The sequence below is a fragment of the Marinobacter sp. NP-4(2019) genome (assembly GCF_003994855.1).
Classification (GTDB): Bacteria; Pseudomonadota; Gammaproteobacteria; order Pseudomonadales; family Oleiphilaceae; genus Marinobacter.
Window position 1 is genome coordinate 740,043 of record NZ_CP034142.1, and the last position, 26,888, is coordinate 766,930.

The following is a 26,888-nucleotide window of genomic DNA, read 5'->3' on the forward strand; positions in this document are numbered from 1 at the left end:
CGCGGCGATGGGCAAGCGTGACGATATGAACCATTCGCGCCGGGGACCGGCGATGCGGTTTACCAAGATGCACGGTCTGGGCAACGACTTTATGGTGGTGGACGCCATCAGCCAGCCGTTCCGTCTGCGCCCGGAGATGATCCGCGAGCTGGCGGACCGCAATTTCGGCATTGGTTTTGATCAGTTGCTGGTGGTCGAACCGCCGGGGTTGCCGGACGTGGATTTTCGCTACCGGATCTTCAATAGCGATGGCTCGGAAGTCGAGCAGTGTGGCAACGGCGCCCGCTGTTTTGCCCGCTTTGTTCGCGACCAGCGCCTCACCAACAAGCGGGTGATCCGGGTGCAGACTGCCAAGGGGGTGATTGAGCTGAGGGTGGGGCGTGACGGTCTGGTGATGGTCAACATGGGAGTGCCCGAGTTGAACCCGCCGGCTATTCCGTTCGCCGCGGATCGCCGCAAGGACGTCTACACGGTTGAGGTGGATGACCAGGTCGTCGAACTCAGCGCAGTATCCATGGGCAATCCCCACGGTGTGCTGGTGGTGGACGATGTCGACAGCGCACCGGTGGAACACCTGGGGCCGAAACTTGAGAATCATCCCCGCTTCCCGGCCCGGGCCAATATCGGCTTTTTGCAGATTGTTGATCGCAGCCACGCCCGCTTGCGGGTATTTGAACGTGGTTCCGGTGAAACCCTGGCGTGCGGTAGCGGCGCTTGTGCCGCGGTGGTGGCAGGCTGCCTGCGGGGGTTGCTGGATTCCCGGGTTGAAGTGGAACTGCGTGGCGGCAAGCTGATCATCGAATGGCAGGGGGAGGGGACCCCTGTTATGATGGAAGGCCCTGCGGCCAGTGTGTTTGAAGGCCAGATTCGCCTGCCCGGAGACAGCCCGGGGCGGCGTCGCAAAGGTAGTCGACCGGCAAAACCAAGGTCCTGACGATCAGGAGATCAGCATGACAGAATCAACGGCCCAGCAGAAGGCCGAGGAGCTCACCGGGGAACAGGTCGCGGAGTACCTGCGAGCCCATCCCGATTTTTTTGTTGAACAGGATGAGCTCCTGCGCAGTCTGACCCTGCCCCATGACAGTGGTCGCGCCATTTCACTGGTGGAGCGCCAGGTACACCTGTTCCGTGAGCAGCGGGATACACTGCGGCGGGAACTGGTGGAGCTGGTTTCCATCGCCCGCCACAATGACCGTCTGTTTGAGAAGAGCAAACGTCTGCTGATGCAGGTGATTGAGGCCCGCAACCTCAATGACATGGCGTCCGCCATCGATGACAGCATTCGGGGTGACTTCGGGCTTGATGCGGCGTCGGTGATCCTGTTTACCGATGCTGAATTACCGCTTGCTTCCCAGGGTGCCCTGCACGTGGTCCCGCCGGCGCAGGCCAAGGAGCGTCTGGGCAGTCTGCTGGACGGTGAGCGGGCGGTTTGTGGTCAGTTCCGCGAATCCGAGCGGAATTTCCTGTTCCCGGACCGGGAAGAGCCGATTGCGTCGGTGGCCCTGGTACCGCTGCGCCACGATGAACTGCTGGGTGTCTTTGCGGTCGGCAGTTGTGAACAGGGTTACTTTGATCAAAGCATGGGGTCGTTGTTTCTGACATACATCAGCGATACCCTGAGTCGCCTGTTACCGCCAATCGTGCAGCGTCATACCAGTGCGGCCCCGGTGGCCGGTGTGATTGCGGAGTCACGCTGACGGTGAGCGTTGCCGGGGAGCTGACGGAGCTAGCGGATACCCTGTCCGCCCCGCTTGCGGATTTCCTGCGCCATCTTTCCTCGGAAAAGCGACACTCTCCCCGCACCTGTGACAGCTACCAGCAGGACCTGACCCGGTTTGGTGCCTGGTTAATGACACGGCAGATCGATGACTGGGGCGAGGTTACCAGCCACGATATTCGCCGCTATGTGGCATGGCTTGGTCGTGGGGGACTGAGTGGTCGCAGTATTGCCAGGCATCTGTCCGCCATCCGTCGCTGCTATCAGTATCTATTGCGGGAAAAGAAGGTACGGGATAATCCCGCCGTGGCTATCCGTGCGCCAAAATCCGGCCGTCGGCTGCCCAAGGTGGCCGATGTGGACCAACTGAACCATCTGCTGGACGCTGCCCCCGACGACCCACTGGAAGTCCGTGATCTGAGCATGTTCGAGTTGATGTATTCCTCGGGCCTGCGGCTGTCGGAGTTGGCCGGACTGAACCTGGACTCCGTGGATCACCGGGGTGGGGAAATCCGCGTATTGGGGAAAGGCAGCAAGGAGCGCGTGCTGCCGGTGGGACGCAAGGCCCTGAAGGCCCTGGGGGCATGGCTGGCAGTCCGTCCCGGGCTGGCGGCGGAGTCGGAGCAGGCGCTGTTTGTCAGTCAGCGGGGCGGGCGCCTCAGCAACCGCAGTATTCAGTCCCGCCTGAGTCGCTGGGGTCTGGTCAAGGGCGCGGAGCAGCGGCTGAATCCACACATGTTGCGCCATTCGTTTGCCAGTCATCTGCTGGAATCCAGTGGCGACCTGCGGGCGGTTCAGGAGTTGCTGGGGCATGCGGACATATCCACCACTCAGGTCTATACTCATCTTGACTTCCAGCATCTGGCCAGCGTGTATGACCGGAGTCACCCTCGGGCCCGTCGTCGCGACGGGCGAGGCAGGGATGATACCCAGACAATTCACGAAGACCCTTGAAAGGTTCTGAAGCTCACTATCAGGAGAGCCCAATGGCATCGGAACGGTCCTGGAAGGACAAGTATCTGCAGGAGCTTGAATCGTCAGAACAGCGGGAGCAGCAGTGGAAAGCCGAGAGGAACTCCCTCGAGCGGATGCTGGTGCGTACCTGTCTCGCCTCGGAAGGTCAGACCTCGGAACTGGACCGCTTGCTGATACGGGTCCGCAAGGACCTTCGCAAAGGCACGGTTAATATCGAAAAATGGCGGGTCCTCCAGGACCAGATAGACCGTCAGGTGGCTCTTCTGGATGACCGCTCACCGAACACCAGGGCTGGAAATGGCCGATCCTCCCAGTCCGGGACGTCGGTCGAGGCACTTCCCCAAACCGGCTCTTCCCCGAATGCCACTGTGGGTGACGAGAATGATCTGGCAGACAATCACTCCCAACGACTGCGGATTGCCCGCCGGGTCGGGCAGTTATTGGGCCAGATGTTATCCCAGGTGACCCTGGAGCCGGCGGCGGAAACCCGGGCCCGTCAGCTACAGAAATCCCTCCTGGAAAGTGACAACTGGGAGGTGTTGAAGAAGGGGCTGAACAGTGTTGCAGATCTGGTCATTGCCGCCATTACCCGCAGCCAGAAGGAGTTTGAATCGTTCCTCAAGGAACTGGACGAGCGACTGGCCTCCCTTCGTCAGCATTTGCAGGCTCAGTCCTCGACCCAGGCCGGCCGTCTGGACGCGTCCAGGGCGCTGGACCGCGAAATCCGGAAGGAGCTGGAAACGTTTGGCCGTCAGATTGAGGCAGGCGGTGGACTGATGGAGCTCAAGCGCTCCGTGACCATGCATCTGGAGACGATCGGGGGGGCTGTGCAGCGTTTCCGCGAGCAGGAGTCGGAGCGGGATAGGAAGTATTCCTGGCAACTGGAAACGATGCAGGAGAAGCTGGCAGCCGTGGAGGCCAACTCGGAGCAGATGAAGAAACGGATTCGGGAGGAACGCACCAAGGCACTCACCGATCTGTTGACACAGTTGCCCAATCGCGAAGCCTGGCAAGAGCGCCTGGCTTTCGAATACAGCCGCTGGCAGCGATACCGTCACCCGGTGACGATTGCGGTGCTGGATATCGATCTGTTCAAGCGGGTCAACGATTCATACGGCCATAAGGCCGGTGATCGAGTCCTTCAGATGGTGGCGCGGGAGTTCCGGGCGCGGCTCAGAACCACGGATTTTATTTCCCGCTTTGGAGGTGAAGAGTTTGTTTTGTTGCTACCTGAAACGTCAGCGGAAGATGCCAGGGGGGTGCTCGATGCCTTGCGGGAAAACATTGCGGCTCTGCCATTTCATTTCCAGGGCGAACCGGTAACCATTACCTTCTCGGCTGGTCTTGCCACGCTTGAGGACGGTGATACTGAAGATACGTTATTCGATCGTGCGGACAAAGCGCTGTATGCAGCCAAGGACGCAGGCAGAAACCAGGTCCGCCTTTCGGACGGCAGTGAGAAACTCAATGCCGCATCCGCGCATCCAGCTCGTCAATGATTTCGGCCCAGTCCGAATCGTCTTCCAGCCCTTCCTCCAGAAACTGGGCCTGGCTCTCTGACCAGAACGGTGCATCCTGCAGTGCAACTTCGTTTGGCAGGGGAGAGTGCCTGGAGATGAAGTCCTCGATGCTGGCGCTGTCGGAGGCCAGTCCAAGCTGCTGAAACAGTGTGCTGAATGTGTGCTTGCTGGTGTCCATCGTTTTCGTCTCCTTGTATTGCTTTCGCCTGAATGAAATCCGGGAGATTTGCAGGTATTGTTCAGAAGCTCCTTAAACTTTAGCGGAACCGTTGAGGATATCCAGTGAAGGCCGCCTTGCAGGGTTTGTTGTTTTTAGTGTGTGTATGGGTGGCGACGCCATTATTGGCGGACCCTCCGCAGTTGTCACCGGCTCCCGTTCTCGGGGCAAAGGACCTGGATTGGCTATCGACACAGGACGAGTTTCAGGTGGGGCTGTCCGGCAGCCAGATTCCTCTGGTATTTGATACCGGAGATGGGGTGTTGGCCGGTATCTATATTGATTATCTGGAACGTCTGTCTGACAAGGTCGGGGTGGAGATAGTACCGGTTTCCGGCAGTACGACAGCGATAGCGGCGCAGTTTGATGCCGGTGAACTGGATGCCCGGCTGGTGGCCCGGAGTCCGCGGCAGCCTGACCCCGAGGGGCGGTCAGTGACCGAACCGCTGATGAGCCTGACCTACGGCTTGTTCGTCAGCGCCGGGGACGCCGGCATCCGGAAACTGTCGGATCTGGAGGGCAACCGGATAGCCCTGATCGCGGAAGACAGTAACCAGTACCTGTTGTTGGACCCGGTGGACAGCTTCACGCCGGTTCCCGTGGCGAGTATCGGTGAGGCGGTCAGTATGGTGCTGTCTGGCCAGGCCGACGCCTTTCTCGGCCCGCTTCCCGTAGTTTCCGACTATCTGCAGTCGGCAATGATTAACGGCATCGGACTGGCCCTGTTGCTGGATCAGCAACCGGTTGATGTCGTACTGGAGGTTCACTCCGACAACGAACAGCTGCTGCGGGTTCTCGATCAGGCTGTGGAGGCAATCAGTCACAATGAGCACCGCACCATACGGCAGTCATGGCTGCAGACAGATCCGCCCACCGCAATCGAAAACGGTATTGCGCTCTCCAGTAATGAGAAAGACTGGCTGAAACGCAATCCCAACTTGCGGGTCGCATTCCGGGACGATTGGCCACCGTTCGAATTTACCCAGGATGGTCGCTCTTCAGGCCTGGTGCCGGATCTGGTCTCACGACTGGAGAGCCAGTTGAATGTCCGTTTTCAGCGCGAGGAAACGTCGGATATTGTCGAGGCGGAAACACGACTTCAGGAAGGCGAGGTTGACATACTGCCGGCTTTTAACAGGACCCCTCGCCGTAGTAACGACTTCCTGTTTACCCGTACTTATCTTACTGTACCGGTTGCCCTGGTCATTCGTGACGATGGCCGATTTATCGGTGATCTTCGGGAACTCCGTTCCGAGAGGGTGGGGGTGGTGAACCGCCACGCTGCCCACGACTACCTGCTGATCAACCATCCCGATCTGGATCTGTATCCGGTGGATAACGTGGAAGAAGGGCTGCTGTCGTTGTCCAACGGCGATCTGGATGTCATGGTGACCCATATTCCGGCTGTGAGCTATACCGTGGCGCGGCTGGGATTGTCGAACCTGCGGATTACCAGCATCACACCTTACCAATATGAACTGAGTCTGGCGGTCAGCAAGGACCGCCCGGAACTCCAGCGCATTCTGAACAAGGCCTTGGGCAGCCTGGACGCGGCAGAAACCGAAGCCATCTACAACCGCTGGATCCATCTGGATATTGAACAGGAAACCGATTACACCGTGGTACGCCGGGTGGTTGGTATCGCCCTGGTCGTCGTGTTGATTTTCCTCTACTGGAACCGAAAACTCTCGCGGGAGGTGGATGAGCGTATCCGTTCCGAGAATGCGTTGCGCCGCAGTGAGGATGAACTACGAGCGGCCAAGCTTGAGGCGGAGCGGCTGGCGCGGGAAGCCGAGACTGCCAGTCTGGCCAAGAGTGAGTTTCTGGCGAATATGTCCCATGAGATTCGCACCCCAATGAATGCGGTGATCGGATACAGCGATCTTCTGAGTGACAGCGTGACAGACCCGCAGCAACGGAATTATCTGGACGCCATCCGTGCGGGCAGCAGAAGCCTGCTGATGCTGATCAATGACATTCTGGATCTGTCGAGAATCGAGGCCGGGAAAATGCGGCTGGATTATTCCGCGGTATCCGTGCGCCGGCTATTGGGCGATGTCCGTCACATCTTCGATCTCCGGGCGCGGGAACAGGGCATTACCCTGGAAGTCAGTGTGGATTCCAAGATGCCCGCCGCCATGATGCTGGACGAAACCCGTCTGCGCCAGGTGTTGTTTAACCTGGTGGGCAATGCCATCAAATTTACTCACGAAGGCGGAGTGACTGTGCGCGCCACAGCGATCCCGATCTCCGCTGCCAGGCAAAAGTCAGCAGCGGGTGATGATGGCAGGAAAATGTACCGGCTGGAGGTCACAGTCCGGGACACCGGGATCGGTATTCCGGCGGACCAGTTGGAACGGATTTTTGATGCATTCGAACAGCAGGAGGGGCAGAACAGTCGCCGCTACGGCGGTACTGGCCTCGGGCTGGCCATCAGCCGAAAACTGGCTCGGATGATGGGTGGGGAACTCGCCGTGAAAAGCGAGCCGGAAAAGGGTTCCACATTCACCGTGACATTGCCCCGTGTTGAAGCGACGGTTGAGCAGGCGGAAGAAGAAGGCGCGCCGGAAGAATCCGAGCGGTTGCTCGCCCAGACCCTGAGTATGCAGGAGCGCGGCTGGCTGCGGGAGCAGTTGGCCCGTGATTTTGGTGATGAATGGGAAACCGTCAGGGAAAGTGGCGATCCGGAGCAGATGCGGGACTTCGCAAAACGTGTACTGGCCTGGGGCGAGCGATTCCGTTCGCCGTCGGTAACCCGTTACGGTGAAAAATTACTGGCCGATGTCGAAGCTTTCAATCTTGACGCCGTAAACGGCGCTCTGGAGGCATTCCCTCGGCTCTTGGGGCGGGAGTAGCCCCGATTTACAGGCAGTCAAACTGCGAGCGGCGGTCAAAGGCAACGGCAACCATGTCGTAGCCGGAGTCAGACAATGTCCGGATCAGCTCCCGGTTCTTCAGTAGTGTCATGCACACTTTATGGACACTGGCCTGGAGTTGTTCGTCGGCGGGGGCGGAGTGAAAACGAAAATCCACGATCAGGTATTTGCGATCGACAGCGGCCGAGACCGGAATATCTTCCCGCTCGACGCTCTCGTAACCGATATAGGCGGGCTGTCCATTGATAAAGACATTGCTCATCAGCACGTCCAGATTCTCCGCCAGGGCGGGGCGGATAGAGAGGATAGATAGCAGTAAAAAAGTGAAAAGAGTGAAGGCTCTGTTCATATTGGTGCCAGTCTGGATGTTCTGTTACCGATTGTAAGATTTGGTAACGGGATTATCGCAGAGTCTGGAAGCGTTTGCGTACTGTGCCATGTATATTTTTCAATTGTTTGCGGTTTGATCAATCACTGTTCGCGTAGCTTCAGGTTTCCCCGGGGATCACCGATCAACTATTATGTTGGTAAACAGGCTTAGCAAGAGGCAGATGGATGTTTCAGCTCGTCTTCAAGGGTGAATGCGCGCCGGGTATCGAAGTTGCTACCGCTCGCAATAACGCACGGACACTGTTCAAGGCCAGTGCTGAACAGATTGAGCGCATGTTCAGTGGTCAGCCGGTGGTAATCCGCAATAAGCTGGAAGCGGAACAGGCGGAGAAATACCGCGCCGTACTGGCGAAGCATGGCATGGTTGCCTATGTGCAAGCCATGCCGGGAGCCGAGCCGGCGCGAAGTGAATCACCTTCTCCCGGGCCGGCACCAAAACCTGCGCCTGCTGAACCCACCCCACAGAACCAGCCGGCCAGGACCGGTGGTGAGACTCCGGCTGTTGAGCCCGGTGATCGGCTATCGGTTGCCGGGGACAAAGTGGATGCCATCCTGGCGGGATCGGGGCTCTCCCTGGACCCGGTGGGCGTCACCCTGGCGGAGCATCAGGAGGTGGAAGCACCCATGTTTCAGCACCTGGAAGAGTGGACGCTGGCGCCCGCCGGCACGGACCTGGGCGTTGAGCGTGACCTGCCACCACCGGTGGTGCCCGATGTGTCACACCTGTCGCTGGCCGATGATGAAACCACCAACAACCAATAAATAAATAACAGGACCCCTCCCTTGCCACGGATCGTTATCCTGCTGCTCGCAGCCTGCGTCGCTTCTTTTGCGCCCACCGTGACAGCGAATCCGGCCGGGGACCAACCCAGGGTGGGGTTGGTGCTCAGTGGCGGTGGGGCCAAGGGCATGGCCCATGTTGGTGTGCTGAGGGTTCTGGAGGAAATGAGGATTCCGGTGGACCTGGTGGTGGGCACCAGTGCGGGGTCCGCAGTAGGAGCACTCTATGCTTCCGGTATGCCGGTGGACGAAATCGAGCAACGCTTTATCGATCTCGACTGGGTATCCAGTTTCCGGGATGATCCGGGCCGCGCCTACAAGCCCGTACGCCGCAAGCAGGAAGACTGGCGTTTTCCCGTTGTCCCGGGGATTGGTGTGCGGCTGGATGGTCTTCACCTGGGGGGCGGCATCATTGCCGGCCAGAACCTGGGTTTTATTCTCAACGAACTGACCCGTAACGCCGCGTTGGTGGAAGACTTTGATCAGTTGGCAATTCCCTTTCGTGCGGTGGCCACGGACCTCGAAACCGGCGAACAGGTGGTGATTGGCAGTGGCAATCTGTCCGAGGCGATCCGTGCCAGTATGAGCATCCCCGGGGTATACGCGCCGGTTAAGCTGGATGGCCGGTTGCTGGTGGATGGCGGTATTGCCAACAACCTGCCGGTTACGGTCGCCCGAGAGATGGGGGCGGACATTGTGATTGCGGTGGATATTACCGACCCTTTGCTGAAAGCCGAGGATCTGCAGGAAGCCTTCTCGGTGGTCGGGCAGTTGACCACGATGATGACGCGAATGAATACCGACAATCAATTGGCACAACTGAGAGAGCAGGATGTGCTGATTCGCCCGGACCTGGAAGGTCGGACGTCCGCTGATTTCTATGATGCACCGATCCTGTTTGAACTGGGGGCGACCAGCGCCCGTTCACATGCCACCGAGTTGCGACACCTGAGTGTGCCCCGGGAGCGCTGGACCCGTTTCAGGACGCGGATGAACGAGAGTGGGTGGTCGCCGGGGAACATTGCCCGCATTGAAGTCGATCACGATTCCCGGCTGGCAGGAGAGTTCCTGCGTTCCAGGATTCGGCAGAAACCCGGTCGCCCCCTGGATGTTGATGCCCTTGAGAACGATCTCAAGCGGATCTATGGCCTGGGCTATTACGAAACGGTTTCCTATTCCCTGTCCCCTTCCGACGAGGGAACAGTGCTGACCATTCGGGTGCAGGAAAAATCCTGGGGACCCAATTACCTGGCTTTCGGCCTGAACTACGAGGACAACTTCGACGGTGACACCCGCTTTAATGTCGGGTCTGCCCTGCGCATGACAGAACTGAATGCCCTCGGTGGCGAGTGGCGAACGGGTCTGCAGTTGGGGACCGAGCCTTATGTGCGCACGGAATGGTTCCAGCCCCTGGATTACGGTTACGAGCGATACCTGATCAGCGGTGCGCAATACGCCCGGAACAGTTTCAGTGTGTTTGGTGATGACGGTGATCGTATCGCAGAAGTGGACGTCACCTTTCGTCAGCTCGACCTGGCATTGGGCATGGAGCTGGGAGGTAATGGCGACGTCCGGCTTGGTTATTCGCGGGGCTATGCCACTGTGGATGAGCAGATTGGCGAACCGGTGGCGCCTTCCGGGTCCATCCATCAGGGTGGCCTCAGTCTTCAGCTGGTCCATGACTCCCTGAACGATATTTTCTATCCCCAGTCCGGTGGTTTTGCCGGTATCCGTGGTCGACTGGAGCGGGAAGACCTGGGATCGGACCGGCATTTTGATTCGCTGACCGGGTTGGGATTGGGTACCGGCAGTTGGCGGGGCTTTACTATGACTGGACTGCTGTACACCCATGCTGTCACCCGGGGCGAGCCCGGAATCGAGAATACGGTTCGCCTCGGCGGTTTCCGGCGGCTGTCCGCCTATGCCCCGGGTGAAATTACCGGTGAAAATGCAGCGATGGTGTCGTTGTATGCCAGCCAGGAGTTTGGTGGGCCCCTGCTGCCCTGGTTTGCCGGCATGGGCTTCGAGACAGGGAATGCCTGGGAGTCGTTCGATGACGCCAGTTGGAACAACACGGTCAGGTCCTGGAGTGTGTTCGCCGGTGTCGATACCTTTCTGGGGCCGGTTCAGTTTGCGACCGCTTACAATAACGAAGATGACTGGACCGCGTACCTGAATATCGGCTTTTCATTTACCCAGTTGTTTTACTGAATCTTTGCTCCAGTCAGGCTCCGCGACGCGCCTGGTGGCTGGTCAGGGCCTCCAGGACCTGGTGACATTGCTGTTCGGCAAAGTGTCTGAGGATCGTGGCCAGCCGGTCTTCGTCCCGGTCCTTGATGGCGCGGATGGAGGCTTCCATGTGGGTCAGGTTATCCTCCAGCACCTTGTTGCCACCGCTCTGGAAGGCCACGAAGGCGCAGCGTTTGGCGGAAGGCCAGAGATCGTCAATGGCGGAGACAATAAAGTAGTTGTCTGCGTAGGCGAGGGAGGCCTGGGTGTATTCGATGCCCAGTTCCAGGAAGCGCATCAGATCGTTGCGCTCGAAGCTCGCCTTCATTTGTGTGTACAGCGATTCCAGTTTGTCCATGTCCGCCGGTTGCCACTGGCGTACCAGCTTGCGACCGGTATGGGTCAGGTACAGCTCCAGGATCTCGTACAGGCTGCGAACAAAGTATTCGTCCAGCTCCGTAACAAATGCGCCCTTGCGGGGAACGTTGCGGACCAGGTGGCGCTTTTCCAGCAGCAACAACCCTTCCCGGATAGAGCCATGGCTGACATCCATCTGTTTGGCCATCGCACTCTCGTAGATCCGTTCGCCGGAGCGTAGCTGGCCAAAGGCAATCAGGTTCTCAATGTGGCGGGCCACCTGTTCGGTGAGGGTTTCTCGGGGCTTGAATGTTGTCATGATCCTGCTTCGTTACTGCATGCCGGGCACGGGATATCCGGAATACTCTCACATTCTTCGTGCCGGGGAAAATGCCCGTTCCCGCCGGGTTCAGAGCAAGGGCGCAAGTAATCGTACGGCTCGACAGCCCAGACGAAAAGCAACGGAGCGGTCCTGATAGTCGCTTCTGGTCATCAACCGGCAGTGTGCCAGGTCGTCTTCCAGCATGCTGGTTACTTCGGACACGAACGTCCGGGAGGTGGTGATGGCGGTAATTTCAAAGTTCAGGCGCATGGAGCGATTGTCCAGATTGGCTGTGCCCACTGCGGCATAGCGATCGTCCACCAGAATGACTTTCTGGTGCATGAATCCCGGCTGGTAACGATATATGCCGACTCCCGCCTGGCAGGCCTGGACAAGGTAGGAGTAGGCCGCGATCCGGATTAACCGGTTGTCGGATTTCTCCGGAATGATAATGCGCACATCCACCCCTCGCAGGGCCGCCAGCTGCAGGGCGTTCATAATCTGGAAGTCGGGCACAAAATACGGCGATGCAATCCAGATGCGGGTCCGAGCGTTGTTGATGCAGTTGAGAAACAGCAGCGCGCAGGTCTCGTAGGTGTCCGCGGGTCCGGTGGGCAGGACCAACACCTCGTGATCGCCGGCTGGTGCCAGGGTGGGTTGCCAGTTGAGTTCGGGGAAATCGCTACTGGCCCAGTTCCAGTCTTCCAGCCAGGCCAGTTGCAGGCCGGTGACCGCCGGCCCGGTAATGCGGCAGTGGGTATCCCGCCATGGCTCCTGATCCATCGCGGTGCCGAGGTATTCGTCGCCGAGGTTGATGCCGCCAACGAAACCGGTGTGGCCGTCACAGACCAGCAACTTGCGGTGATTGCGGAAGTTGATCTGAAAACGCCGCCGCCGGATGTTGCCTTTGCCAAAGGACGCGACGCGGGCACCGGCGCTCTCCAGCTCTTTCAGGTAGGTTCGGGGCAGCCAGACGCTGCCGATATCGTCGTACAGGAACCACACCTGCACGCCTTCCGCCAGCTTGCGTTTCAGGATGGACTTGATCCGCTGACCGACTTTGTCGGAACGGATGATGTAAAACTCCAGCAGGATGTAATGGCGGGCGTTTTCCATGGCGTCGAAGAGCGCTTCGAAGGTGGCCTCGCCGTCTTTCAGCAGGGTGCAGTGGTTATTGCTGGTGAACGGTTGCCGGCCCAGTTTGCACAGTACCTGCAGTTCATCGCCGAAATGTTCGCTGGCCGGATGTGACAGGGAGGTGGTTTGTTGTTCGAAGCGGTTGAGTAAGTCGGTCAGCGCCGCATCTCCCATGCGGCGGGCCCGGACATAGCCCCCAAAACGGTTGCGACCGAACAGCAGGAACAGGGGGACGGCTACGTAAGGCAGACCGATGAGTGAAATGATCCAGGCAATGGCGCCCTGGGTCGTGCGGTAGGTTAGCAGTATCCGATAGACGCAGGACAGCGCGGCCAGATAGAGCAGGCCGACAGCAAAGGCAATCAGGGACGTTTCGGGCATCGTTATTCCTGTATCTGGCCGGACTCACCGGCAAGGTGACGGGCCCGGTATTGCGCCGGAGCCATACCCGTCCAGCGTTTGAACGCACGGCTGAAGGCACTGAGTTCAGAAAAGCCCAGCAGGAAGGCAATTTCCCCCAGGGCGTATTGATCTGCAGCCACGTACCGCAAGGCTTTGTCCTTGCGGACCTGTTCTACCAGGTCATGAAAGCTCAGGCCTTCTTTTTTGAGTCGGCGGTAGAGGGTTTGCCGGCTCATGTGACATTGCCTGGCGAGGGTGTCGGCGTCGATCTTCTCGGTCGACATCTGGCGTGAAATCAGGCGCCGTACCTTGCGACTGAACGTGCGACGGGTCTGTAGTCGTGCCAGCAGGGAGTTGACCTGCTGCAACACCGCTGAATACACATAGGGGTTGCGGTGGGGGATTGGATGGCTCAGATGGCGGCTGCTGAAGGCCAGCCGTGTGGTGGCGAAACCAAAGGCGACGGGGCCACCCAGCAACTGCTCGTATTCGCTGGCATAACTGGGGCTGGGGTGAGCAATCTCCGCCCATTCCGCCGTAATGTCGGGATGGATGAAATGGCGGGTACGGCAGAGTGCGGCAGCCAGGGTGCGATCCATATCCTGCCGGCAGTAATGGTCGGGACTGTCTGGCTGCCAGGTGAGAATCGCCAGTTCATCGGTCTGCTCGAAACTGAGGGTGACGGACTCGTTGATCAACCGGTGCAGTCGCACATACTGGGTAACGGCCTCCCCCAGGGTGTCACAGTTGAAAAAGACGTGGCCGACCAGACCCATGCGCTCCGGATCGACCACCTGCCCGGCATGGAGGCCGACGGCCGGGTCTCCGGTCACCTGTTCGGCATACTCCCAGAGCTGATAGTGGTTATCGGCGGGTACTCTCAGGTCCGGGTCCTGCAGAGCCTCCAGGGTCATGCCCGTGATCGCTTCAATCCGCGCCCGGTCCAATACCCCCCGACAATCGAGGTAGTGTACCAGGGCCAGGGTGCTGGAGGCGGCGACCAGCGGTGTCGCTGTTGTTTCAGCCGGAACTGCGTTCACTGTAGTTCATTCCTTAACAGCTTTTCATGTCCGCTGATACAAAATGTCAAGCGGATGGGACAGCCTGTCAACGATTTGTCATACCAACAACGATAGCATTAAGTCATCAGGTTGGAGCAATGGAACAGCCATTACTGAGGAGGAGTGTACTATGGAACGCGAAATCTTCGTGCCCCATACCGAACGTGAACGCCAGAACTGCGAGGCGCTCGCTGAATACCTGAACAGCATCTTCTATTGCTGAACAGGCACACCGTACGCTATTGACCTTTTAGCCGGGGAATTCCCCGGTTTTTTTATGCCTGCAGAAACCTGGGCAGGGTCACCGGCCTTGCTCCATTTCCCGGTGGTGGTAATGTATCCCGCTGACTTCAGAAACGAACCGATCCGGAGAGCAACGTTCATGAGTGTTGAGCTGAACCATCGTATTACCGGCGAAGGCGCCCCCCTGATCATTTTGCATGGGCTGTTCGGGTCCATGGATAATCTGGGCGGTATTGCCCGGCGCCTGCAGGACGAGTGGCAGGTACATGCCCTGGATCAGCGTAACCATGGCAACTCCCCTCATACCGACACCATGGATTACCCGGCAATGGCGGAGGACGTGATTGCCTATATGGACGCCCAGGGGTTGGAGAAGGCCGCCATCCTTGGCCACTCCATGGGTGGCAAAACCGCCATGCAGGTGGCGCTGTCGGCGCCGGAGCGGGTGGACAGGGTGATCGTGGCGGACATCGCTCCTGTGGCCTATAAGCCCCGCCACGATGCCATTCTGGAGGGACTTACCTCCCTTGACCTGACCGCCGTCAAAACCCGCCAGGATGCAGACAGTCAGCTGGCGGAGTATGTTGAGATGCCCCAGGTACGGCAGTTCCTGCTGAAGAATCTGGTGCGGGTGCCCGAAGGGGAGCCGGAAGCGGGAGGTGGCCTGTATCGCTGGCGCCTGAACCTGACGGTTATTGAAGCCTGTTATCCGAATCTGGCGCTGGCTCCTGAAGGCGACGGCCCCTTTAACGGACCGGTTCTGTTCCTCAAGGGAGAGGATTCTGCCTATATCCAGGACAAGCACTGGGACGAGATCCGTCGTTTGTTTCCTGCCGCGGAACTTCAAATCATCGAAGGCGCCGGGCACTGGTTGCATGCGGAGAAAACGGACGCATTCGAGGCTATGTGTCGCCGCTTCCTGAAACAGTGAGTCCGGCCCGGGCAGCGGTGTAGCCGTGCCCGCGTCTCTGCTAAGGTTACGTCATTGTTTCTGAATGGGACGGATGTCTGTTATGAAGTGGCTATTGGGGCTGTTGCTGGTCGTGTTTGTGTTGCTGGGGGGCTTTTTGCTGTCGCCGTCTCCCGTTGACAGCAAGGCCTGGAAAGCGCCCGCACCACCGGCCATGACTGGCAAGCTCGCTCCCAATGAGCTGTTGCGACTGTCCGATCTGCTCGCCCGAGGCCAGGTATACGGACCGGAAGATACCACTGTGGACGCCAACGGTGTGTTGTACACCGGTACCCAGGACGGCAAGATTGTCCGGGTCTGGCCGGATGGTCGGGTCGAGGCGTGGCTGGAAACTGGTGGTCGCCCCCTCGGACTGGTGTTCGATGACAAAGGAAACCTGATCGTGGCGGATGCCTGGGAAGGCCTGTTGTCGATCGCCCCTGACAAGTCTATCACCCTGCTGTCACGGGAATCGGAGGGGCTACCGTTCCGGTTTACCGATGATGTGGATATCGCTCCGGATGGCCGCATCTATTTCACCGACGCCAGTTCCCGTTTCGAGCAACCGGACTATGTACTGGATTTGCTGGAGATGCGTCCCCATGGTCGTCTGCTTCGTTATGACCCTCATACCGGGAAAACGGAAACCCTGTTGGGAAACCTGTACTTCGCTAACGGCGTGGCGGTGTCCCCCAAAGGGGATTATGTGCTGGTCAACGAAACCTGGAAATACCGTATCCTGAAATACTGGATCAGTGGTCCCAAGGTAGGTCAGGCCGAGGTTTTTGCAGATAACCTGCCGGGCTTCCCCGACAATCTTGCCGTGGATCACGCCGGGCGATACTGGGTGGCATTTCCGACACTCCGCAATCCCCAGGTGGATTCCATGCATCGTCAGCCCTGGCTGAAAGACCTGGTGGCCAAACTGCCGGAAAGCTTCCACCCCAAACCTCAGGAGTATGGGCTGGCGCTGGCCTTCGACGCCGACGGTGAGGTGATTGTCAGTCTGCACGATACACGGGGAACCCATCTGCAGGAAATCACTTCGGTTAACCCTCACGGCGGCAACCTATACTTTGGTTCACTTCACAACGACCGCATTGGCCGACTACCGTTGCGGGCCATTCCAGGTTTGGGAGAACGGGAGCAATGACCGACAATGACCAACTGATTGAGTGGGATCTGCCGTCCCCCTTCACCATGGACATCCTGGTAAAGGATGAAGACACCGATCGCCTCGGTCATGCTAATAACGTGGTTTATATCCGCTGGCTGGAAGACGTCAGTTGGGCGCACATTGAAAGTCTGGGCATGACCTGGGAGCTGCATGAGGCCACCGGAAAAGCCATGGCCATTACCCGTACCGAGATCGATTACCTGGCGTCGGCCAATGCCGGGGATCGCCTGGTTCTGGGAACCTGGCTGACGGGATACGATGGCCGTTTTCGGTCCTCTCGCCAGTTCCAGTTGGTGCGTGTTGCCGACGGCAAGACTCTGGTGCGGGCGATGTCCACCCATGCCTGCGTAGACATGAAATCCCAGCGTCCCTCCCGGGCTCCGAAAGAGTTTGCCGAGATACTTGGCAGTGCCGTGGTGGCTGGCGGCAAGGGTCTGATGCTGGATTGAGTCACCTTGCGCGCCAACTTCTGCTAGTCTGAACGAAAGCCCGTTTACCGTTACCACTGTTGTTCGGAGAGCCTCATGGAAAACGCCGTTGATCAGAATGCTGAATCCTCCATGTGCCATGTGATCTACGATCGCTTTGGTGAGCGTGATGTGTTGCAGGTGGTCACCTCAAAGGTTCCCGCCCCCGACCGGGGGCAGGTGCTGATCCGTGTCCATGGCGCCGGCCTTAATCCTATTGACTGGAAAACCCGCAAGGGCCTGGGGTTCGCTGCCCGCCAGATTGAAGATTCGTTGCCCTGGACGCCGGGCTACGACGTAGCCGGTGAAGTGGTTGCTGTGGCGGACGACGTGACGACCCTGGCACCGGGGGACCGGGTTATGGGCATGATCGGTTTCCCGGCAACAGGGGGCGGTTATGCGGAATATGCCCTGGCCGCGGCAGACGAGTTGGCCATTGTCCCGGAAGAGCTTGACCTGGTGACCGCCGGTGCTTTGCCGTTGGCAGCACTGACAGCATGGCAGGCCTTGTTCGAAGTGGCCAAGCTGGAATCCGGCCAGAAGATCCTGATTCATGCCGGTGCCGGGGGTGTCGGACATTTCGCCGTCCAGTTTGCCCTGGAACGGGGTGCCCATGTGGTGGCCACCGCCTCGGCCGGAAACCGTGATTTCCTGGCGGAACTGGGTGTGCACGAGGTGATTGATTATCGCACCACGGATGTTGCCGAGGAATGTTACGGCCTGGATGTGGTGCTGGACCTGGTCGGCGGTGAGGCCGGCAAGCGTTCCCTGCACACCCTGGGTGAGCACGGCGTGCTGGTGACCATTCCCACGGTCACCGCGGACGAGATCATCAGCGCTGCTGAAGAGCTGGGGCTGAAAGCCCATGGCATGACCGTGCGCCCGGATGTGTTTCACCTGGATGAAATTGCGGAACTGATCGAGGACGGTGACGTCAAGGTCCATATCGATCAGGCTTTTCCGCTGGCGCAGGTGGCCGACGCCCACGAACTGCTCGAGGGCGGCCACGTGCGTGGCAAGCTGGTGCTTGATTGCCGCTGATGTTTAATCCCGGGCGGTGACTCCGTCCGGTAGCTCACCCTCAGCTTGCTCTGCCCGTTCTTCCCTTTCCTTGCGCTCTTTCGGAGCCTGGGGCGGCACCAGGCTGACCAGAATCCAGTCATTTTCCGGCTTGAGAAGCTCCATATCCAGTACTGGCGACACGCGGCCCCTGCTGTCAAAAGTGAACAGCACCAGCGCCTGGTGATGATACTTCTCCCGGAAGTCCTCGTAGCTGAACTCATCACTGAGCTGGGTGGTTTTGACGGTGTAACCCTGACTGGCCAGGCTCGCGAGCTTGGCGTAGCTGACGCCATCAAACAGGCCCCGGGTCATCTGGATCTTTTCGGCGGTCTGGTGCCGGGCTTTCTGCTCGGGATCGCCTTCTGCCAGGGTGAACACGGAGTCTTTTCCGAACCAGTCCAGGAAATGGTAGGTGGCCAATGAGTTCATGTGCTTGTAGGGAGAAATGACCAGCAGGTTGCCAATGCCGGTCAGATCCAGGTGGGTGGCGGCATGCTCGGAGACCGGATTGCCGAAATACACCGGGAGGTTATCCATGCGCGCCTGCCGGATGTTTTCCCAGTTGGTGTCGGCCAGTGTCACCGGTACTTCGTACTTCTTCAGGGCAACTGCGATCATCCGGGCAACCGGGTTGGCCCCCAGAATCAGGAAGCCGAACTCGGCCGGCTCGGCGACCTTCAGCAGTTTTGCCAGCGGCCGGGCAGTCAGGCTCTGGAGTGTAACGGTGGCGATGATCAGCATGAAGATCAACGGTACCAGGGTGCCGGCACTCTCGTAACCGAGTTTCTGCAACTGGAAAGCAAACAGCGCGGAAACCGCCGCCGCGACAATGCCCCGGGGGGCAATCCAGCTCAGGAACAACTTGTCCCGCCAGTTGAGGCTGGTACCAATCGCTGACAGAAAGATGCTCACCGGTCGTGCCACCAGCATCAGCACCGCCAACACTGCGACCAGCCCCCAGCCCAGTTCGGCAATGGCGGAGAATTCCACCCGCGCCGCCAGGATGATAAACAGGGCCGAGATCAGCAGCACACTGAGGGATTCCTTGAACTCGAGGATGCTGTCGATAGGCACCTGCTTCATGTTCGCCATCCAGATACCCATGATGGTGACCGTCAGTAGCCCTGACTCATGGGCCATCTCGTTGGAAAGGGCGTACACGCCAAGCATGAAGGTCAGCGTGCCGGCGTTATGCAGGTACTGGGGGATCAGGTGCTTTCTCAGCGCCAGACCGTTCAGGTAGCCCGCGACCGCGCCAATCAGGAAGCCCACCGCCAGGGTCTTGCCAAAGATGTACAGAGAGTGCCCGAACACATTGCCCTGGCCCCAGGACACAATGCCCTCGAACACCAGAACCGCTAGCAGTGCGCCCACCGGGTCAATAATGATGCCTTCCCAGCGCAGGATGTTGGCCAGCTTGGCATCCGGTCGCACGGATCTCAGGAGTGGGGCGATCACCGTGGGGCCGGTGACGATGGAGATGGCACCGAAGAGCAGGGCGACCTCCCAGGACACCTCCAGTAGCCAGCGTGCTGACAGGGTGCCAATGATACAGGTGACAATGGAGCCCACCGGAATCAGGTTGCGCACCATTTTGCCGTGGCCGCGGATTTCTTCGTAACGCAGGGTCAGGCTGCCCTCGAAGAGAATAATGGCAACCGACAGGGAAATGAGTGGGAACAGCAGGTCGCCAAACACCACTTCCGGTGCCAGGAATCCCAGCCCTGGACCAGCAGCAATACCGCCGGCCAACAGGAACAGAATGGCGGGCATTCGGACGCGCCAGGCGAGCCACTGACAAAACAGGGAAAGAACGCCGATACTTGCGAGAAGCAGAACAGTGCTTACGGGCATAATGACTTCAGGTCCGTTGAGTTATGGGTTGGCGCGTCGTGCGATCCGGTTCAGCAGCCGCGAGGCCGCAAAAAAGCCAAAGCTGGCAGTGACCGGGCTGGCTGCCCCGAAGCCCGAAGCACAGTCCAGTCGGACCGGTCCCTCGTTCGCGGGCTTCTGCAGGCAAACCTCACCATCACCGGCAGGATACGTCAGCTGCTCCAGTGAGTACACGGCTTCGATGCCGAAGCGGCGCTTGGGGTTGCGGGAAAAACCGTATTCCCGGCGCAACATGTTACGAACCTTGGCCAGCAATGGATCCTGGGTGGTCTTGCTGAGGTCGGCAACCCGGATCTGGGTCGGGTCCATCTGGCCGCCGGCACCACCGGCACAGACCACAGGAACCTTGCGCCGCTGACAGAAAGCAATCAGTGCCGCCTTGGCCTTGACGCTGTCGATGGCATCCACCACGCCGGTAATCTCCGGGGTGATCAGATCACCGACATTCTTGAGGGTCAGGAAACCGAAATGTACGCGAATGTCTGCCTGGGGGTTGATCGCTCTCAGCCTTGCGGCCATGGCATCGGTCTTGGTGTAGCCGTATTGGCCCTCCAGGGCATGAAGCTGTCGATTGGTGTTGGACACGCAGATATCGTCCATGTCGATCAGGGTAATGGCGCCGACGCCTGAACGAGCCAGGGCTTCCGCCGCCCATGAGCCCACGCCGCCCAGACCGACGATGGCGATATGCGATTGGCGAAACGCTTCCAGGGCGCGACGGCCATACAGGCGTTCAATCCCGCCAAAGCGGAAACCGTAGTCGTCAGGGGTCATGGGAAGAAGTCTCCGGTGATATCAGGGACGGAGATTGTAACGCAAGCAGCGGGAGGCATAAAAAAAAGCCACGCGGGGCGTGGCTTACAAGCAAGTATTCAACTCAACGGGGAGTTGAATCGGACTAGTTCAGAGACACTAATCAACCCGCTTAGTATCCATCCTGGGGCAGTTTTTCTGAAGGTCACATGCTGACAACTGTCGGTCATTTCCGGCCATTGCAGGCTGGTCGGGTCGGTTTCGTGGTTTATCGATGCCGGGGGGCTATCGAATGAAGGGGTTTAGCAGTCGTGTGAAGGTACCGGTCAGTTTTACCGGAGCGCTCAGAATCGACAGGGTAATGCAGTCCTCGCAGCCGACGGCCACCGGCTTGTGTTCGTCCTGTTCATTGAGGACCACAAAATCCCACTGGTTGAAGACCCCTTTCTGGTCGGCGAACGCACCCTGCAGGACGATGGTGGTTTCTTCACCCCTGTGGGTGTGAGCGGGTGCTTTGCCTCCCGCCGCCAGTTTCTGCAGGACGACCTGCTCGTGCTGGCCCGGGAAGCGTTCAGAGATGTCCAGTACACTGACGTCACCCAGTTGACGTTTCCAGGGCAGGTTGTTGAGATCGTCTCCCAGCAGTTTCTGTAGCGGATTTGTCCTGACACTGACCCGGGTCATGACTTCGTTTTCATCGCTGTCACTGTCGATGCGAGCCAGGATACTGTCGAACATGCTGTCGCTCACATCGGCCCGGGGGTGGTGCTCCATCATGACAGCGCCCAGGCTGTCCAGGGTGTCGACCCGGCTTTGGCAGTGCGGGCACTGATCCAGATGCAGCCGTATGCACAGGGCATGGGGCTCGGTCAGGTTGCCGGCGCTGTATTCCATCAGCGTCAGGCTGTCGGGATGGTGCCGTGTCATACGTTCTGGTCCTGCAAAATCACTTTCAATTTGTTCAACGCCAGACGCACCCTGCTTTTCACCGTGCCAAGGGGAATGTTCAGTTCATCTGCCACCATCTGGTGGGATTTGTTCTCCATATACACCTTGGCAATAACGGTGATCTGTTCTTCCGGCAAATGGCTCAGGGATTCCCGTATCCGTCGCTCGGACATAAGACGGTGCAGGGACGTCACCGGTTCGTCCTCATTTTCGCCCGGAATCTGCCACAGGTCTTCCGTTTCCACCGGCATTTCCACGCTGAGACGTTTCATCTTGCGCAGCATGTCGATGCGCTGGTTACGGGCGATGGTGAAGATCCAGGTCGAAGCTGCGGCCTTGCGCCAGTCATAAAGGCTGGATCGCCGCCAGATGGAGACAAATACTTCCTGAACCAGCTCTTCCGCGTGGCTGGCCATGCCATTCGCCATCGCGTAATACTTTATCTGTGGGCCAAAATGCTCAAACAGCGCGTGATACGCCTGGCGATCCTGGTTTTTGCCCACTTTTTCCAGCAACTGGCTCCACGGGTCCTTGCGGCCCTCGGGGCGAGTGGGCTTTTGATCCAGTGTCGTCACCGGACGCTCCTTGACTGTTGCATGGTTTGAACAGGTCCTGATCATTATTCTATGCACTCGTCGAGGGTTTGTCAGTTAGTTGATATACGACGGGACTGTGATCGTAGATCAGTTCCGGTCGCACAAACCTTGGGTGCTTTCGAATGTGACCAGGGACGCTATTCTTCCAGGTAGGTGTACCCTTCGAGCCCGCTCCTGAGCTCGTTGAGTAATTCGTGCTGCTCCTCTGGGGACAGGTGGCTTGCCTCGAACTGGCTCTGGTAGGACTCCAGCAGTGCCGCCGGTTCGAAATTGACATAGCGCAGCACTTTCGCAACGGTATCGCCGGTGGTCGCGTCACTGACGGTGTATCCTCCGGCGCCATTACCATGCACATCAACGGAGTGGGTGTCACCGAACAGGTTGTGCATGTCGCCGAGGATTTCCTGGTAGGCGCCGGTCATGAAGAATCCCATTAGCAATGGCTTGCCAGGCTTTCCTTCCGGCAGGGGCAAGGTGGTTTCCACCCCCTGGCCATCCACATACCGGTCAATCCGGCCGTCGGAGTCGCAGGTGATGTCCTGGATCACTGCGCGGCGGGACAAGGGGCGGTCGAGCCCGTTGATGGGCATGACCGGGAAGATCTGGTCGATGCCCCAGACATCCGGGAGGGACTGGAACAGGGAGAAATTCACAAACAGCTTCTCGGCGAGCTTTTCGTTGAGCTCATCGATAATCTCCCGGTGTGCCCGATTGGCACTGTCCAACTGGGTTCTCAGCAACCGGCAACAGCTGGTGTACAGCGTTTCCGCATCCGCCCGCTCGCTGAGGGACAGCAGGCCGTGAGCAAACTGGGCGTGAACATCGGCCATGGCGTGGAGTACGTCATGGTAGATTTCCGCCAGTGAGCGGGGGGTGTCGTCGTCTTTCAGACTTTGCAAGTCACGCCACAGATCCTGCAAGGGGGCTGCAGCGTCTGAAGCGGGTTGAATGGCCGCACGGACATCGGGCGTTTCCTGGTCAATGACGTTGGTAACCAGTACTGAGTGATGGGCCGTCAGTGCGCGGCCGGATTCACTGATCAGGTCAGGGTGGGGGATGCCGGCACGATCACATTCGGCCTGCAGGACATGGACAACGTTGTAGGCGTATTCATGGACGCTGTAATTCATCGAGCAACTGCTGCGAGAACGCGTGCCTTCGTAATCCACGCCCAGACCACCGCCTATGTCCACGGTGCCAACGGGGGCGCCCATCTTGCGCAGCTCGCTGTAGAATCGTGCGCATTCCTTCAGCCCGGTCTGGATATCGCGGATGTTGGCTATCTGGGATCCCAGGTGAAAGTGCAGTAATTGGAGAGTGTCCAGTGCCTCCGCGTCGCGGAGCGTTGCCACGACGTCCAGGACCTGGCTGGCGGAGAGACCGAACTTGGACTTTTCGCCCCCGGTATTCTGCCAGTTGCCCTTGCCAATGGTGGCCAGCCGCGCCCGTACGCCAAGCAACGGCGAAACGCCGAGGTTGCGGGACTCTTCCAGAATCAGTGGCAGCTCGGACTGTTTCTCCACCACTATGAACACCCGGTGTCCCAGTTTCTGTCCGATCAGCGCAAGGCGGACGTATTCGCGGTCCTTGTAGCCGTTGCAGACAATCACCGATCCCGGTTGGCCGGACATTGCCAATACCGCCATCAATTCCGGTTTGCTGCCTGCTTCCAGGCCGATCTGGTTGTTGCTTGCGGCTGGCTCCGCCCGCAGTAACTCCTCGACCACGCGACGTTGCTGGTTGACCTTGATTGGATAAACCGCAGTGTATTGTCCCTGGTAGCCCTGCTCCAGAGCCACCTTGTTGAAAGCACCACACAGTTTGTTGACCCGGTCGTGAAGGATGTCGGTAAAACGGATCAGCACCGGGAGCTGGATGCCCCGGGCGGTCAGCGTGCGGGTCAGTTCCGGCAGGTTGATGCCATCTCCGGTGGCATCACCACGGCCTCGATCTGGCCGTATGAGCACCTCGCCACGTTCATTCACGTCGATATAGCCATCGCTCCAGTGGGCGATGTTGTACACCTTGTGGGCGGTGTTTACGGAGGCCTGGGTCATTGTGGTCTTCCTGTACTGAATCTGTGCCGGACGAATGCCGGCGTCTGGCGGTCATTGTATGGATTACTCCGTCCCGCTAAAAGAACCGCTTACGGAAAATACGTGGATGGCCATAGCCTATAGTGCTTTAGCTGAGGAGCTGTCAGACCTACAATACCTGCTATATGACACTGGCTCGCTGAGCAACACGAGGAACACATCATGACGGCATTGAACGAAAACTGGTTTACAGAGGTATTCCAGAATCACGGAACCGCGTTTTCCCTGCAGGTCAGGAACAAGCTGCACGAAGAGCAGAGCGAATTCCAGAAACTGGAAATCTACGAGACCGAAACGTTCGGTAACCTCATGGTGCTCGATGGCTGCGTAATGCTGACCAGCCGGGACAATTTCCTGTATCACGAAATGATGACGCATCCGGCGCTGTTTACCCACCGGGATCCCAGGAAGGTGGTGATTGTCGGTGGGGGAGACTGCGGTACATTGAAGGAAGTTCTCAAGCATCCGGATATTGAAGAGGCCTGGCAGGTAGAGATCGATGAGCGGGTAACCCGATTGTCGGAAAAGTACTTCCCGGAACTCTGTGATTCCAATGACGACCCGCGCGCCAACTTCTTCTTTGGTGACGGTGTCCAGTGGATGCGGGATGTGGAGCCCAACAGCATCGACGTGATCATTATCGACAGTACCGATCCCGTGGGGCCGGCGGAGGGCCTGTTTGCCCTCGACTTTTACCGGGACGCCATGCTGGCGCTGCGGGACGGTGGCATTCTGGTCCAGCAAAGTGAATCGCCGTTGCTGCATACCGATACCATCATCAAAACCATGCACGAAGACATGCGCAAGGCCGGTTTTGATCATATCCAGACGCTGCCGTTTCCGCAGCCGGTTTATCCGACAGGTTGGTGGAGTTGCACCATGGCCGGAAAGGAAAAGCCGGTGCAATATTTCCGTGAGGAAGACGCCGAGCAGAGGCCATTTGTGACCCGCTATTACAACGCCGGCACGCATCGGGGGGCTCTGGAAATGCCGCAGTTTATGGTGGATGCGCTGGAGGACCGGGTGATTCCCGGCGAAGGCTGACGGTTTTCGCATTCCTGAGAATCTTGGCTAAACTGCAAGGGTGATCATTAATTGATCGACGATAACCGTTCGGTTGTAGCTGGAGAGTAGGATATGGATGTTAGAAAAGGTGAGCAGGAACGGAACTGGTTCCGCAGTGATCGGTTTACCACAATCAATGGCCAGTGGTTCTTCCAGACTCGGGAGGGAACATTTGAAGGGCCTTTCGACAGTGTGAATGAGGCGCAGATGGAACTGTTGCTTTTTTTACGCCACTCGGAAGGCGACATCTTCCGTAATGCGATCTAACGTCTGATTGGTCGAGAAACAAAAGGGGCGCTCCACGGAGCGCCCCTTTTGCGTTGCACTGTCGGCAGTCCTTATTTGCTGCTGACAAACTCCGGATAGGCTTCCATACCACACTCGGACAGGTCGACGCCTTCGTACTCGTCTTCCTCGCTGACCCGCAGGCCAACCACTGCCTTGATGATGCCCCAGACGATCAGGCTGGTGACGAACACCCAGACGAAGATGGTGAGGGCACCGACGATCTGGCCGATGAAGCTGGAGCCGTCATTGGTAATCGGTACCAGCAGCAGGCCGAGCAGGCCACACACACCGTGTACCGAGATGGCACCGACGGGATCGTCAATCCGCAACTTGTCCATGGTGACGATGCTCAGTACCACCAGCACGCCGCCGAGGCCGCCAAAGATGGCTGCGGTCAGGGCGCTGGGTGTGGAAGGCTCGGCAGTGATAACCACCAGGCCGGCCAGGGCGCCGTTCAGCAGCATGGTCAGGTCGGCCTTGCCGAACATCAGTCGTGCGGTGATCAGCGCGGCGATGGCGCCGCCGGCGGCGGCAGCGTTGGTGTTCAGGAACACCATGGCAACGGCGTGGGCGCTGGAGATATCGCCCAGCTTCAGGACCGAGCCACCGTTAAAGCCGAACCAGCCCATCCACAGGATGAAGGTACCGAGGGTTGCCAGCGGCATGTTGGCACCCGGAATGGCATGGATCTCGCCATTGCGGCCGTACTTGCCTTTACGGGCACCCAGCAGCAGAACACCTGCCAGAGCGGCGGCTGCACCAGCCATGTGAACGATGCCGGAACCGGCGAAGTCACTGAAGCCCAGATCGCTGAGGCTGTACATGCCGAGTACGGAAGCCCCGCCCCAGGTCCAGGCGCCTTCCATCGGGTAGATGAAGCCGGTCATTACAACGGCGAAGAACAGGAAGGCCCAGAGCTTCATACGCTCGGCCACGGCGCCGGATACGATGGACATGGCGGTTGCAACGAACACAACCTGGAAGAAGAAGTCAGACGCGCCAGAGTAGATGGAGCCGCCTTCGAAGCCGTCTTCACGGCCAGCATAGTCACCAAGGACACCGGCTACGTCCACGTTGCCCATGCCAGTGAGGAAGATATTGCCGCCGTACATGATCGCGTAACCGCAAACCAGGTACATGGTGCAGGCCACTGCAAACAGGGCCACGTTCTTGGTCAGGATTTCCGTAGTGTTCTTGGCGCGCACCAGGCCAGCTTCCAGCATGGCAAAGCCAGCGGCCATCCACATGACTAATGCACCGCACACCAGGAAATAAAAAGTATCTATAGCATACTGCAGGTGAAAGATATTGCTTTCCATATGAAGCCCTCCGCACGAGGCTTTTCAGGTTATAAGTTTTTTGCGTTGG

The 26,888-nt window shown here is 58.7% G+C and carries 24 protein-coding genes; 13 read left to right on the plus strand and 11 right to left on the minus strand.

The window, feature by feature from the left end; genetic code table 11:
• Positions 1-7: 7 nt before the first annotated feature.
• From dapF to EHN06_RS03315, 4 genes are read left to right on the plus strand one after another with little or no spacing between them, the layout of a single operon-like run.
• Positions 8-934, plus strand: a complete 927-nt coding sequence (gene dapF / locus EHN06_RS03300) for a diaminopimelate epimerase (RefSeq protein WP_416332539.1) — start codon at positions 8-10, stop codon at positions 932-934.
• Positions 935-950: 16 nt separating this feature from the next.
• Complete coding sequence (locus EHN06_RS03305; RefSeq protein ID WP_127330174.1) at positions 951-1,697, plus strand: DUF484 family protein; 747 nt, start codon at positions 951-953, stop codon at positions 1,695-1,697.
• A 2-nt stretch (positions 1,698-1,699) separates the two neighbouring features.
• Entirely contained in the window at positions 1,700-2,671 is a 972-nt protein-coding gene (xerC, locus tag EHN06_RS03310; protein ID WP_323053018.1) for a tyrosine recombinase XerC, read from the plus strand.
• 32 nt (positions 2,672-2,703) lie between these two features.
• Positions 2,704-4,191: a GGDEF domain-containing protein gene (locus tag EHN06_RS03315; RefSeq protein WP_127330176.1), complete on the plus strand. Its 1,488-nt coding sequence runs from the start codon at positions 2,704-2,706 to the stop codon at positions 4,189-4,191.
• Here EHN06_RS03315 and EHN06_RS03320 read toward each other — a convergent pair.
• Positions 4,157-4,390, minus strand: a complete 234-nt coding sequence (locus EHN06_RS03320) for a DUF2789 domain-containing protein (protein WP_127330178.1) — start codon at positions 4,388-4,390, stop codon at positions 4,157-4,159. The two genes, EHN06_RS03315 and EHN06_RS03320, sit on opposite strands and share 35 nt — an antisense overlap.
• Positions 4,391-4,494: 104 nt before the next feature.
• Between EHN06_RS03320 and EHN06_RS03325 the strand changes: the two genes are divergently transcribed.
• A complete protein-coding gene (locus EHN06_RS03325; protein WP_127330180.1) occupies positions 4,495-7,284 on the plus strand; it encodes an ATP-binding protein in 2,790 nt (929 codons plus the stop codon).
• 7 nt (positions 7,285-7,291) lie between these two features.
• Here the strand turns inward: EHN06_RS03325 and EHN06_RS03330 are convergent, their stop codons facing one another.
• On the minus strand, positions 7,292-7,567 hold the full coding sequence (locus EHN06_RS03330) for a hypothetical protein (RefSeq protein WP_228257458.1): 276 nt from the start codon (positions 7,565-7,567) through the stop codon (positions 7,292-7,294).
• A 293-nt stretch (positions 7,568-7,860) separates the two neighbouring features.
• Between EHN06_RS03330 and EHN06_RS03335 the strand changes: the two genes are divergently transcribed.
• Both EHN06_RS03335 and EHN06_RS03340 read left to right on the plus strand, forming a co-directional pair.
• Positions 7,861-8,457: a hypothetical protein gene (locus EHN06_RS03335; RefSeq protein ID WP_127330184.1), complete on the plus strand. Its 597-nt coding sequence runs from the start codon at positions 7,861-7,863 to the stop codon at positions 8,455-8,457.
• 147 nt (positions 8,458-8,604) lie between these two features.
• Entirely contained in the window at positions 8,605-10,686 is a 2,082-nt protein-coding gene (locus EHN06_RS03340; protein WP_265936923.1) for a patatin-like phospholipase family protein, read from the plus strand.
• A 13-nt stretch (positions 10,687-10,699) separates the two neighbouring features.
• Here EHN06_RS03340 and EHN06_RS03345 read toward each other — a convergent pair whose 3' ends face one another.
• The 3 genes from EHN06_RS03345 to EHN06_RS03355 all read right to left on the minus strand — a co-directional run bounded on the left by EHN06_RS03345 (position 10,700) and on the right by EHN06_RS03355 (position 13,962).
• A complete protein-coding gene (locus EHN06_RS03345; RefSeq protein WP_127330188.1) occupies positions 10,700-11,380 on the minus strand; it encodes a GntR family transcriptional regulator in 681 nt (226 codons plus the stop codon).
• Positions 11,381-11,470: 90 nt separating this feature from the next.
• The gene (cls, locus tag EHN06_RS03350) at positions 11,471-12,901 is read right to left on the minus strand and encodes a cardiolipin synthase (RefSeq protein WP_127330190.1); all 1,431 of its coding nucleotides are present in this window, start codon (positions 12,899-12,901) and stop codon (positions 11,471-11,473) included.
• Positions 12,902-12,903: 2 nt separating this feature from the next.
• Positions 12,904-13,962 carry an AraC family transcriptional regulator gene (locus EHN06_RS03355; protein WP_127330192.1) on the minus strand — a complete coding sequence of 353 codons (1,059 nt, stop codon included), beginning with the start codon at positions 13,960-13,962 and terminating at the stop codon, positions 12,904-12,906.
• A gap of 403 nt (positions 13,963-14,365) precedes the next feature.
• Here EHN06_RS03355 and EHN06_RS03360 point away from each other — a divergent pair, with 403 nt between their 5' ends.
• From EHN06_RS03360 to EHN06_RS03375, 4 genes are all read left to right on the plus strand, one after another.
• Positions 14,366-15,157, plus strand: a complete 792-nt coding sequence (locus tag EHN06_RS03360) for an alpha/beta fold hydrolase (protein ID WP_127330194.1) — start codon at positions 14,366-14,368, stop codon at positions 15,155-15,157.
• Between the two features lie 82 nt (positions 15,158-15,239).
• Positions 15,240-16,328 (plus strand): SMP-30/gluconolactonase/LRE family protein, encoded by a 1,089-nt coding sequence (locus EHN06_RS03365; RefSeq protein ID WP_127330196.1) that lies wholly within the window; start codon positions 15,240-15,242, stop codon positions 16,326-16,328.
• Positions 16,325-16,801, plus strand: a complete 477-nt coding sequence (locus EHN06_RS03370; protein WP_127330198.1) for an acyl-CoA thioesterase — start codon at positions 16,325-16,327, stop codon at positions 16,799-16,801. The genes EHN06_RS03365 and EHN06_RS03370 overlap by 4 nt, the downstream gene beginning before the upstream one ends.
• Positions 16,802-16,876: 75 nt before the next feature.
• Entirely contained in the window at positions 16,877-17,860 is a 984-nt protein-coding gene (locus tag EHN06_RS03375; RefSeq protein ID WP_127330200.1) for an NADP-dependent oxidoreductase, read from the plus strand.
• Positions 17,861-17,863: 3 nt separating this feature from the next.
• On the opposite strand, the gene EHN06_RS03380 is transcribed toward EHN06_RS03375, so the two are convergent.
• The 5 genes from EHN06_RS03380 to speA all read right to left on the minus strand — a co-directional run bounded on the left by EHN06_RS03380 (position 17,864) and on the right by speA (position 24,128).
• The gene (locus EHN06_RS03380; protein ID WP_127330202.1) at positions 17,864-19,735 is read right to left on the minus strand and encodes a cation:proton antiporter; all 1,872 of its coding nucleotides are present in this window, start codon (positions 19,733-19,735) and stop codon (positions 17,864-17,866) included.
• Positions 19,736-19,756: 21 nt separating this feature from the next.
• Positions 19,757-20,548, minus strand: a complete 792-nt coding sequence (gene tcdA / locus EHN06_RS03385) for a tRNA cyclic N6-threonylcarbamoyladenosine(37) synthase TcdA (protein ID WP_127330204.1) — start codon at positions 20,546-20,548, stop codon at positions 19,757-19,759.
• A 264-nt stretch (positions 20,549-20,812) separates the two neighbouring features.
• Complete coding sequence (locus EHN06_RS03390; RefSeq protein WP_127330206.1) at positions 20,813-21,454, minus strand: ChrR family anti-sigma-E factor; 642 nt, start codon at positions 21,452-21,454, stop codon at positions 20,813-20,815.
• The gene (locus EHN06_RS03395; RefSeq protein ID WP_127330208.1) at positions 21,451-22,050 is read right to left on the minus strand and encodes a sigma-70 family RNA polymerase sigma factor; all 600 of its coding nucleotides are present in this window, start codon (positions 22,048-22,050) and stop codon (positions 21,451-21,453) included. Before EHN06_RS03395 ends, EHN06_RS03390 begins: the two co-directional genes overlap by 4 nt.
• 158 nt (positions 22,051-22,208) lie before the next feature.
• On the minus strand, positions 22,209-24,128 hold the full coding sequence (gene speA, locus EHN06_RS03400) for a biosynthetic arginine decarboxylase (protein ID WP_127330210.1): 1,920 nt from the start codon (positions 24,126-24,128) through the stop codon (positions 22,209-22,211).
• 201 nt (positions 24,129-24,329) lie between these two features.
• Here speA and speE point away from each other — a divergent pair, with 201 nt between their 5' ends.
• Positions 24,330-25,211 (plus strand): polyamine aminopropyltransferase, encoded by an 882-nt coding sequence (gene speE / locus EHN06_RS03405; RefSeq protein ID WP_127330212.1) that lies wholly within the window; start codon positions 24,330-24,332, stop codon positions 25,209-25,211.
• A gap of 93 nt (positions 25,212-25,304) precedes the next feature.
• On the plus strand, positions 25,305-25,499 hold the full coding sequence (locus EHN06_RS03410) for a DUF6316 family protein (RefSeq protein WP_127330214.1): 195 nt from the start codon (positions 25,305-25,307) through the stop codon (positions 25,497-25,499).
• 71 nt (positions 25,500-25,570) lie between these two features.
• Here EHN06_RS03410 and EHN06_RS03415 read toward each other — a convergent pair whose 3' ends face one another.
• Positions 25,571-26,839: an ammonium transporter gene (locus EHN06_RS03415; RefSeq protein WP_127330216.1), complete on the minus strand. Its 1,269-nt coding sequence runs from the start codon at positions 26,837-26,839 to the stop codon at positions 25,571-25,573.
• Positions 26,840-26,888 lie beyond the last annotated feature (49 nt).